Origin of the sequence: Actinoplanes sp. DH11, from assembly GCF_020873875.1 — a bacterium.
In the GTDB taxonomy this organism is placed as follows: Bacteria; Actinomycetota; Actinomycetes; order Mycobacteriales; family Micromonosporaceae; genus Actinoplanes.
The window spans coordinates 63,820-72,323 of the sequence record NZ_JAHWGU010000037.1 but is presented as its reverse complement, the minus strand read 5'-3'; the positions used below and the strand labels follow the sequence as shown (position 1 = coordinate 72,323).

The 8,504-nt window shown below is 72.8% G+C and carries 6 protein-coding genes; all 6 read left to right on the top strand.

Annotated elements, in window-relative coordinates:
• Positions 1-483 precede the first annotated feature (483 nt).
• The 6 genes from mraZ to murF all read left to right on the top strand — a co-directional run bounded on the left by mraZ (position 484) and on the right by murF (position 8,503).
• Entirely contained in the window at positions 484-915 is a 432-nt protein-coding gene (gene mraZ, locus LPA41_RS36260) for a division/cell wall cluster transcriptional repressor MraZ (RefSeq protein ID WP_229075784.1), read from the top strand.
• Positions 916-1,167: 252 nt separating this feature from the next.
• On the top strand, positions 1,168-2,241 hold the full coding sequence (gene rsmH / locus LPA41_RS36255; protein WP_229075783.1) for a 16S rRNA (cytosine(1402)-N(4))-methyltransferase RsmH: 1,074 nt from the start codon (positions 1,168-1,170) through the stop codon (positions 2,239-2,241).
• The gene (locus LPA41_RS36250; RefSeq protein ID WP_229075782.1) at positions 2,238-3,161 is read left to right on the top strand and encodes a hypothetical protein; all 924 of its coding nucleotides are present in this window, start codon (positions 2,238-2,240) and stop codon (positions 3,159-3,161) included. The genes rsmH and LPA41_RS36250 overlap by 4 nt, the downstream gene beginning before the upstream one ends.
• A 168-nt stretch (positions 3,162-3,329) precedes the next feature.
• Complete coding sequence (locus tag LPA41_RS36245; RefSeq protein ID WP_374238257.1) at positions 3,330-5,576, top strand: penicillin-binding transpeptidase domain-containing protein; 2,247 nt, start codon at positions 3,330-3,332, stop codon at positions 5,574-5,576.
• Positions 5,577-5,633: 57 nt separating this feature from the next.
• Positions 5,634-7,139: a UDP-N-acetylmuramoyl-L-alanyl-D-glutamate--2,6-diaminopimelate ligase gene (locus LPA41_RS36240; RefSeq protein ID WP_229075780.1), complete on the top strand. Its 1,506-nt coding sequence runs from the start codon at positions 5,634-5,636 to the stop codon at positions 7,137-7,139.
• Entirely contained in the window at positions 7,136-8,503 is a 1,368-nt protein-coding gene (murF, locus tag LPA41_RS36235) for a UDP-N-acetylmuramoyl-tripeptide--D-alanyl-D-alanine ligase (protein ID WP_229075779.1), read from the top strand. The genes LPA41_RS36240 and murF overlap by 4 nt, the downstream gene beginning before the upstream one ends.
• Position 8,504: the final 1 nt, after the last annotated feature.

The following is an 8,504-nucleotide window of genomic DNA, read 5'->3' as shown; positions in this document are numbered from 1 at the left end:
GGCCGGGCGGGGGCCGCAGGCACCGGGCCGGGCGGGGAGGCGGGCACCGGGTCGGGTGGGGCACGAGGCCGGGCCGGGGGGGGCGGGGCGGCCGGGTGAGGCGGGCCGGGTCGGGTGGGGCCGTTCGGGTCGGGGGGCCACTTTGCTCCACTCGGGGGCTCCACTTCCCTCCACCGGTGCGGTAGAAGGGGCACCCGGGCCCGATCTGTGCGGACTTTTCGCACTCACTGTGCCCGATGTCGGAAACCGGACGGGGATGATCATGGCTTTGCCCTCCACTCCGGCCCACCGGCTGCGACCTGCGGATACGTCTGCGAAATCGGTTCGGGAGCGGCCCCATTCGGGTTGCAGGTGGAGGGAAGTGGAGTAGAGTGGAGCGCAGTGGCAGGACCGAGGAACCGATCCGGGACTGCCGGCCCGAGTTGACAGGCGGGCCGCTCCACCGCGAAGGGGCGGACGCCACGGCAAGGGGGGTTTGGGCCGATGTTCCTCGGCACTCACACCCCGCGCCTGGACGAGAAGGGCCGGCTGATCCTCCCGGCCAAGTTCCGTGACGAGCTGGCGGGAGGTGTCGTGATCACCAAAGGGCAGGAGCGCTGTCTCTACGTGTTCCCGATGCCGGAGTTCCAGCGCATCGCGGGTCAGCTGCGCGAGGCGCCGGTGACGAACAAGGCCGCCCGGGCTTACAGCCGGGTGTTCTTCGCCAGCGCCCACGACGAGGTGCCGGACAAGCAGGGCCGGGTGACCATCCCGGCGCACCTGAGGGATTACGCGAGTCTCGGCCGCGACCTCGTGGTGATCGGTGCGAGCACCCGGGTCGAGATCTGGGACAAGCAGGCCTGGGACGACTACCTCTCGGCGAGCGAGGAAGAGTTCGCCGACATCGAGGAGGGGGTGCTGCCCGGCGGACTGTAGGGCGTGGCACCTAGGTGGGTCGCGATGCGGCCCGGACGCCACTGCCGCCGTACTGCGAGATCTCCAGCCGCTCCCGCTCCTGGCGCCTCTTCCCCGGCGCCAGGCGCGTGTCCGGGGCCGGGCTTCCTTACGGGGAGCCGGTGCGGGACACGAGCGGATGGGGATCTGGCGGTACGGATGGGTGGCCGGGCTGGCAACGGCGGACAAGCAACACCGGGTGAGACGCGAACGGGCAGGCAAGTGGGGGTCGACATGGGGGAGCCGCGGGGCACGCACGTGCCGGTGCTGCTCGAGCGTTGTCTTGAGCTGCTCGCTCCCGCCCTGGAGCTGCCGGGCGCCGTTCACGTCGACTTCACGCTCGGGCTGGGCGGGCACGCCGAGGCGGTCCTGGAGCGGTTCCCGGGGGTGACCCTGGTCGGGCTCGACCGGGACACCGAGGCACTGGCGCACGCACGGCACCGGCTGACCCGGTTCGCCGGGCGGGCGCATCTGGTGCACGCCGTCTACGACGAACTGCCGCGAGCCCTGAGTGAGCTGGGCATCCCGGCGATCCACAGCGGACTTTTCGACCTCGGTGTGTCCTCGTTGCAGCTGGACGAGGCGGATCGCGGTTTCGCGTACGCGCAGGACGCCCCGCTGGACATGCGGATGGACCAGTCCCGCGGGGTGACCGCCGAGGACGTCGTGAACGAGTACGAGCCGGGTGAGCTGGTCCGGATCCTCCGGCAGTACGGCGAGGAGAAGTTCGCGCAGCGGATCGTGTCGACGATCGTGCGGGAGCGGGCGAAGGCCCGGATCACCTCGACGGCGCGACTGGCTGAGCTGATCAAGGACTCGATCCCGGCCGCCGCGCGCCGAACGGGTGGAAATCCCGCAAAAAGGTCGTTCCAGGCACTACGCATTGAGGTCAACGCCGAACTGGACGCTCTCGAGGGTGCGGTTCCGGCGGCTTTGGACGCGTTGGCGCCCAAGGGGCGCCTTGTGGTGATGAGTTATCAATCACTTGAGGACCGGATCGTGAAACGAGCGCTCGCCGCGAGGGCACGTAGCACCGGGCCGATCGACCTTCCGGTCGAACTGCCCGGAACCGGTCCGACGCTGCGGCTGCTGACCCGGGGGTCGGAGTTGCCCAGCGAGGCGGAGGTGGCGGCGAACCCGCGGGCGGCCTCGGTGAAGCTGCGGGCGGTGGAACGGATCGACGAGCAGGAGCAGGGGCGCAGGTACAACCAGGCAGTGGGAGCCGTCCGCGAACGGCCCCGACTGTCAACGCACAGGGGTCAGGGGCGGTTACGCCCGGGGGCGAACGAGGGGGAGGGAAGAGCATGAGCGAGCGTTCCAGCGCGTCGCGGTCGGGGGGCCGTGAGATGACGACCCGGGAAGCTGGCGCCCGGGGGGTGCGCCAGACCTCCGGCCGTTCCGACACGCGCCGCTCCGGGACCGGGAGCAACGGCGGGAACGGTGCGGAAACCCCGCGGGGCGGCAAGCCCGGCGGTGCGGACCGGGTTCGCGAGCGGGCCGACAGGGCCGCCGCTTCGCCGCGGGTGGGTGCCGGACGGGGCCGGGTGACCGAGGGGGTACGCGGCGGACGGCGCAAGCCCGAGGCCGACGGCACGGCCGCGCTCGCCCTCGAGGTGACCGGCCTGGAGGTCACCGCCGCCGACCCGGTCGCCACCGGGCGGCCCAAGCTCCTGGTGGCCCCGCCGCTGCCGCTGCGCGCGCCGCGGGCCACGTTCGCCGCGTCCGTGATCGCCGTCGTCCTGGCCGGTGTGCTCGGCATCCTGCTGATCAACACGAAGACGATGGAGCAGTCCTTCCGGATCGACGCGCTGCAGAAGCAGAAGGCCGAGCTCGACAAGCAGCAGCAGACGCTGGAGCAGCAGCTGATCCAGGCGTCCAACCCGGGCAACCTGCACGCCGCGGCGCGCCGGCTGGGGCTGGTCATGGCCGAATCCCCGGCGATGATCCGGCTCCCGGACGGGAAGATCAGCCGGATCCCCACGCCGGGTCGCGGGCAGCCGGGCGTCACGGCCCAGAACGGCCTGAACCAGAACGGCGCGGCCCAGAACGGCGCGGCCCAGAACGGCGCGGCCCAGAACGGCGCGGGCCAGAACGGCGCGGGCCAGAACGGCGCGGGCCAGAACGGCGCGGGCCAGAAGAGCGTGGACCAGAACGGTCCGAACCAGGGTGGCCCGGCCTCGGCCGGCACCGCCCCGGCCGGCACGTCGCCCGCGGGCGCCGGGCAGTAGGGGGCAGCAGTGTCGCCGCGAGCCGACGACGAGACACCGCGCCGGGGTGCTGCACCCCGGCGCGGTTCGTCACACGACCTGCCGGCCGACGAGCCGGAGGAGAACGCGGGGCGGCGAGGCCGGTCCGCCATCGGCGATGCCCGTGCCTACACGCCGCGCGGCCGGAGCGTGGCCGAGCGGGGGCGGCTGCCGCGGTCCGGGCGGACGGGTGATCCGTTCCGGCCGGCGCTTCAGGTGCTCGACGGCGGCGAGACGGGCCAGCGGGCCCGGGGCCGGGGTGCCGAGAACGGCCGGAAGGGCGAGAGCGGCGCCGGTGCGGGACAGCCGGGCCGCGGCCGAGCCTCGGACCAGGCACGCGCGGAAACGGCACGGGCCGGAACCGCACGTTCGGAGTCGGCGCGTTCGGAGTCGGCACGTTCGGAGTCGGCACGTGCGGAGACGGCGCGGCGGGGACGGGCCCGTGACGCGGAGAGCGTCGCCGCCGGTGCGGGAGCGCGGGATCGCGGCCGGGGCCGCGGAATCAGCGATGCCCAGGAAGACGGGACGGCGCGTCGGCGGCCGGAGCGGGACCGTGCGGTTCCCCGTACCAGAAAAGAGAAGGACCCGGCGCCTCGCCGCAGGCCGCCCGCCCGGCCGGAGAAGCGGGTGCCCGCGGAGCCGCCGAAGCTCGCCAACAGCACCCGGCGGCTGCGGCTCGGCACCGTGCTGGCGCTCTCGCTGTTCGTGACCATCGGCGTGCGGCTGGTGGTGCTGCAGGTCGCCACGTCGCCGGAGGAGGCGGAGAGCCTGCTCGCGCTGCGCGAGCGGCGGCTGAGCACGGTCGAGCTGCCGGCGCCGCGGGGCAGCATCCTGGACAGTTCCGGCGCGGTGCTGGCGCACAGCGTGGAGGCGCGTTACGTCTCCGCCGACCCGGAGAACGCGAGGCTGCAAAAGGACGTCCCGGGCATCGCGTCGCGGCTGGCGCCGCTGCTGCGTGTCCCGCAGTCCGAGCTGGTCGAGAAGATGCAGCGCAAGCAGGAACTGGGCCGCTGGCTGAAGTTCCGCTACCTGGCGCGCGGTGTGGACGTGGCGGTCGCCGACAAGATCGAGGCGATGCGGATTCCCGGGATCTACACGCACAGCGACGAGCGGCGCGACGTGCCCGGCCGGGACCTCGCGGCGAACCTGATCGGCTTCACCGGCGACGGCCTGCACGGCCTGGAAGGGCTGGAGGCCCGCTACGACAAGTTGCTCCAGGGCATCGACGGCAAGCGGGTCTTCGAGATCGGCAAGGGGAACCTGAACAAGGAGATCCCCGGCGGCTACCAGCAGTACACCGCCGCCCGGCCCGGCAACTCGCTGCAGCTCACCATCGACCGCGAGGTGCAGTACCAGGTGCAGCAGATCCTCGACGCCGAGGCGGAGAAGCGCGACGCGACGGTGGCCGGCGCGGTGGTCCTGGACGCCCGCACCGGGCAGGTGCTCGCGCAGGCCAGCTACCCGTCCTACAACGCGGCGAAGCCGGAGAAGTCCACCTCCCGCCAGCGGATCGACGTGCCGAGCAGTGTCGTCACCGACCCCGGTTCGAGCCACAAGGCGTTCATCTTCGGCGCGGCGCTCCAGGAGGGCGTCATCACGCCGGATTCGACGATGCGGATCGGGCCGGCGATCGAGCGCGGCGGGTACGCGTTCAAGGACACCCACCCGATGAAGGCCGGCACCGAGATGACCATGCCGGGCCTGCTGGCGCTCTCCTCCAACGTGGGCACCATCCTGATCGCCGAGGGCCTCGGCAAGGAGAAGGTGTACGAGTACCAGAAGCTGTTCGGTCTGGGCGCGGCGACCGGTGAGGGCATGCTCGGTGAGGCCGAGGGGCAGTTGCTCGAGCCTGCACAGTGGAGCGGCTCGGCCTACGGTTCGGTGCCGATCGGGCACAGTGTCTCGGCCACGCTGATCCAGATGGCGGCGGCGTACGGTGCGATCGCCAACGACGGCACCTACGTGCAACCTCAGCTGATCAAGGCGACCATCTCCGGTGCGGACGGCAAGGTGACCCCGGCCGCCCCGCCGAAGTCGCACAAGGTGCTGGACCCGGAGGTCGCGTCGCAGCTGCGGACGATGATGGAGGCCGTGGTCGACGTGAAGGGTGGCACCGGTGGCGCCGCCGCGGTGACGGGTTACCGGGTGGCGGGCAAGACCGGCACCGGCAAGATGCTCGTCGAGGGGCAGTACACCAGCCACAACGCCAGCTCGTTCATCGGCATGGCGCCGGCCGAGGACCCGCGGTACGTGATCGCGGTGTCGATGGACGTCGCCACCGGCGGCGGCGGTGACGTGGCCGCGCCGGCGTTCAGCGAGATGATGTCCTACACCCTGCTTCACTACCGTGTGCCACCGTCCGGTACGAAGCCGCCGACCTTCAAGATCCATCCATGAACCCCGGCCGCATGGCGTTGACGGGAAGCTGTGCGGCACGGGGTAGGGTCTGACGCCGTGTCCGGCATTCCCCGACCCGAGAACGTCACGCCGCTTCCGTTGCGCCAGCTCGCCGAGCTGGTCAACGCGGAGTGGGCGGACGGTGACACTGATGTCACAGGGGTCACTCACAGTAGCGGGGCCGTGCGCCCCGGCGACCTATACGCGGCTCTTCCCGGTGCGAACCGGCACGGCGCGGAGTTCATCCCCGCCGCTGCCACCGCCGGCGCCGCGGCCGTGCTGACCGATCCCGCGGGGCGTGCCGCCGCGCGGGAAGCGGGCCTGCCCGTGCTCGTGGTCGACGATCCGCGGGCGGTGCTCGGCGCCGCCTCGGCAGCGATCTACGGCGAGCCGTCCCGGCGGCTCACCATGATCGGGATCACCGGTACGGCCGGCAAGACCTCCACGTCCTACCTCGTCGAGGCCGGGCTCCGCGCCGCGGGCCTGGTCACCGGGCTCGTCGGCACGGTCGAGACGCGCCTCGGCGACCTCGTCGTGAAGAGCGTGCGGACCACGCCGGAGGCCACCGACCTCCAGGCGATCCTGGCTTCCGGGGTCGAACGCGGGGTTTCGGCGGTGGTGATGGAGGTGTCCAGCCATGCTCTGGTGATGGGGCGTGCTGACGGCATCCGGTTCGCCGCGTCCGGTTACACCAACTTCGGCCAGGACCACCTCGACTTCCACCCCTCGTCCGAGGAGTACTTCGAGGCCAAGGCGCGGCTGTTCGACGGCCGCTCCGCCGTCGAGGTGCTCAACCACGACGACGCCGAGGTGATGCGCCTGCGGCGGGCCGGAACGATCACGTATTCGGCGTCCGGCGACACCGGGGCGACCTGGTGGGCGACGGACGTGCGGCCGGCGGCGTACGGGCAGACCTTCACCGCGCACGGCCCCGGCGGGCTCACCGTCGAGACCGGCGTGGCCCTGCCCGGCCTGCACAACGTCGCCAACGCGCTGCTCGCCCTGGCCCTGCTGACCGGCGCCGGCATCGAGCCGTCGACGGCGGCCGCCGGGATCAAGGGCTGCCGCGGCGTCCCCGGCCGGCTCGAGCAGGTCGACGCGCCCGGTGACGTGCTCGGCGTGGTCGACTACGCGCACAAGCCGAACGCGATCGTGGCCGCCCTCGCGGCGCTGCGCGAACTCGCCACCGGCCGCGGCGGCCGGCTGATCTGCGTGATCGGCGCCGGCGGCGACCGGGACCGGGGCAAGCGGCCGCTGATGGGCGCGGCCGCGGCCGAGGGCGCCGACCTGGTGATCATCACGGACGACAATCCCCGTACCGAGGATCCGGCCGTCGTGCGTGCCGCGGTGCGCGAGGGCGCCGAGGCCGCGCACACCCCCGCCAAGGTGATCGAGGTGGCGGGCCGGGGTGCGGCGATCGGGGAGGCGGTCCGGCTGGCGTCGGCCGGCGACGTGATCGCGGTGCTGGGCAAGGGCAACGAACAGGGCCAGGAGGTGAACGGCGAGGTGCTGCCGTTCGACGACCGGATCGAGCTGGCCGCCGCGCTGGGAGGCCGCGCATGATCCCGATGACATTCGGCGAGATCGCCACCGTCACCGGCGGGCGGGTGGTCAACGCCGCGCCCGAGGTGACGGTGACCGGTGGCCTCGAGTACGACTCGCGCAAGGTGGGGCCCGGCGGGCTCTTCGTCGCCTTCGAGGGCGAGAAGGCCGACGGCCACGCCTACGCCGCTGGTGTGGTCGCCGCCGGGGCCGCGGGCATCCTGGGCACCAAGGACGTCGGTGTGCCGTCGGTGATCGTCGAGGACCAGCTGGCGGCGCTCGCCGCGCTGGCCCGGGAGGTGCTGACGAGGCTCGGCAAGCTGACCGTGGTGGGGCTGACCGGATCATCCGGCAAGACGACCACCAAGGACTACATCGGGCAGCTCCTCGCCCGCCTCGGGCCGACGGTGGCGCCGGCCGGGTCGCTCAACAACGAGCTGGGTTTCCCGTACACCGTGCTCCAGGCGACCCACGAGACCCGCTTCCTGGTCCTCGAGATGGGCGCCCGGGGCGTCGGCCACATCCGCTACCTGACCGGGATCGCCCGGCCCCGCATCGGCGTCGTGCTCAACGTGGGCGCCGCGCACATCGGGGAGTTCGGGTCGGTCGAGGGGACCGCGCTCGCCAAGGGCGAACTGGTCGAGGCGCTGCCGGCGGACGGCGTGGCCGTGCTGAACGCGGACGACCCGCTGGTCGCGGCGATGGCGTCCCGGACGTCCGCCCGGGTGGTGCGCACCGGTGAGCACGACGCGGACGTGCGGGCCACCGACGTGCGCCTGGACGCGTCCGGCCGGGCCTCGTTCGTCCTGCACGCCGGCGGCCGGTCCGGGCCGGTCCGGCTCGCGGTGGCCGGGCGGCACCAGGTCGCCAACACCCTCGCCGCCGCGGCCGTGGCCCTGCACGCCGGCATGGACCTGGACGAGCTCACCGCCGCCCTCGGCGAGGTGGGCATCGTCTCCGGCCGCCGGATGGACGTGTTCGACCGGCCGGACGGCGTCACCGTGATCGACGACTCGTACAACGCCAACCCCTCGTCGACGGCGGCCGCGATCCGGGCCCTCGCCGCGATGGGGGAGGGGCGGCGCACCACGGCCGTGCTCGGTTACATGGCCGAGCTGGGGGAGTACGAGATCTCCGGGCATGCCGAGGTCGGCCGGCTCGCCGCCGAGCTGGGCATCGACCGGGTCATCGCCGTGGGCGAGGACGCCCGCCCCATCCTGGACGGCGGTTCCGCGATCGCGGAGGCGCACCTCGCCGCCGACCAGGCCGCCGCCATCGACATCCTCAGACAGGACCTGCGCGCCGACGACGTCGTGCTGGTCAAAGGTTCCCGGTACCGCACGTGGGACGTCGCCGACTGGCTGCGGCGTCTCGAGGAGGTTTAGC